At 75.1% G+C, this 1,869-nt stretch carries 2 protein-coding genes; one reads left to right on the plus strand and one right to left on the minus strand.

Features of this window, described 5'->3' with window-relative positions:
• The coding region (locus IF37_RS0138200) for an ATP-dependent metallopeptidase FtsH/Yme1/Tma family protein (protein ID WP_030754274.1) at positions 1–1,149 on the plus strand (1,149 nt) is incomplete at its 5' end.
• Between the two features lie 123 nt (positions 1,150–1,272).
• On the opposite strand, the gene IF37_RS0138205 is transcribed toward IF37_RS0138200, so the two are convergent.
• A partial coding sequence (locus IF37_RS0138205; RefSeq protein WP_030754276.1) for a hypothetical protein occupies positions 1,273–1,869 on the minus strand: 597 nt, incomplete at its 5' end.

Consider the following 1,869-nt stretch of genomic DNA (forward strand, 5'->3'; position numbering starts at 1 on the left):
TCCGCCTCGGCGTCCGAGTTCATCGAGATGATCGTCGGCGTGGGCGCCTCCCGGGTGCGGGAGCTGTTCGCGGAGGCCCGCAAGGTGGCGCCGTCGATCATCTTCATCGACGAGATCGACACCATCGGGCGCGCGCGGGGCGGCGGCGCGTCGATGGGCGGGCACGACGAGCGAGAGCAGACGCTCAACCAGATCCTCACCGAGATGGACGGCTTCTCCGGCTCGGAGGGCGTCATCGTGATCGCGGCCACCAACCGCGCCGACATCCTCGACCCGGCCCTGACCCGTCCCGGCCGCTTCGACCGGGTGGTTCAGGTCTCGCCGCCGGACCGCGGCGGACGCGAGGCCATCCTGGAGATCCACACCCGGGACATCCCGCTCGCCGACGACGTCGATCTCGCGCAGGTGGCCCGTACGACACCGGGCATGACCGGCGCGGACCTGGCGAACCTGGCCAACGAGGCCGCGCTGCTCGCGGTCAAGCGGAACCAGCGAAGGGTGACCCGGTCCGACCTGTCCGACGCGCTGGAGAAGGTCCAGCTGGGTGCCGAGCGTCCGCTGGTGATGCCGGAGGAGGAGCGCCGGCGCACCGCCTACCACGAGAGCGGGCACGCCCTGCTGGGCATGCTCCAGCCGGGCGCCGACCCGGTCCGCAAGATCACCATCGTGCCGCGCGGCCGGGCGCTCGGCGTCACCCTGTCCACCCCGGACGCGGACAAGTACGCGTACACCGAGGAGTACCTGCGCGGCCGGATCATCGGCGCGCTGGGCGGCATGGCGGCCGAGCACGTCGTCTACGACGTGATCACCACCGGCTCCGAGAGCGATCTGGAGCAGGTCACCAACCTCGCCCGCGGCATGGTGTCGCGCTGGGGCATGAGCGAGCGCGTCGGGCGGCTCTCCGCGCTGCCGAACGACGCCCAGCAGGCGTACGGTCTCGCCGCCGCCCCGCAGACCCTCGACGTGATCGACACGGAGATGCGGCGGATCGTGGACGAGTGCTACGAGGAGGCGTGCCGCAAGCTCCGCGACAACCGGGACCGGCTGGACGCGCTCGCCGAGGCCCTGCTGGCGCGCGAGACGCTGGAGGAGGCGGACGCCTACCGCATCGCCGGCGTCCCCCGCCTGACCAAGGACACGGAGGACTGACGGCGCGTCCCGGCGGCGCGTCCCGGCGCGGAGGCGGGCGACGGGACGGCGACGCCGAGGGGACGCGGGCGGTCAGGGAACGCGGGCGGTCAGGGAACGCGGACGACGCGGGAACCCGGGCGGTCAGGGAACCCGGGCGATCAGGTAACGGAAGACGTTCGGCATCCACACGGTGCCGTCCGGGCGCCGGTACGGATACAGGGCCTCCGTCAGCTCCTTCTCGACCTGCCCGGCGTCGGTCGCCGTGATCGCCGCGTCGAACAGGCCGGTCGACAGCAGCCCCCGCACGGCGCTGCCGAGGCCGGCGTACCCGAAGGGGCAGGCGACCCGGCCGGACCCGTCCGGCGCCAGCCCCAGCCCCGCGGCGACCTGCTCCAGTTCGTCCCGCCGGGCGCCCCCCGGGCCGTCCGCGCCGAGCACCGGACCGGGCGCCTTCACGGCCACCCGCAGCACCGAGGAGGTCGCGCAGCGCTCCGGCGGTCCCCAGCCGACCAGCACCACGGCGGCACCGCGCGCGGCGAGCGGGAGCGCGTCGGCGAGCAGGCCGCCGGGCCCGGCACGGTCGGCGGCGGGCGGGCCGACCGGTTCGAAGACGGTCACCAGGGTGTAAGGCGCGGTGTCCGCGCCGGCGGGCAGGCCGGCGGCGAGTCCCGGGTCCGTACGCGCGCGCGTGCCGGCGACCCCGCCGCCACGGCCGCCGCCGGGCCGGGTGTCCGGCAG

It is taken from the genome of Streptomyces sp. NRRL S-31, assembly GCF_000718775.1.
Lineage (GTDB): Bacteria > Actinomycetota > Actinomycetes > Streptomycetales > Streptomycetaceae > Streptomyces.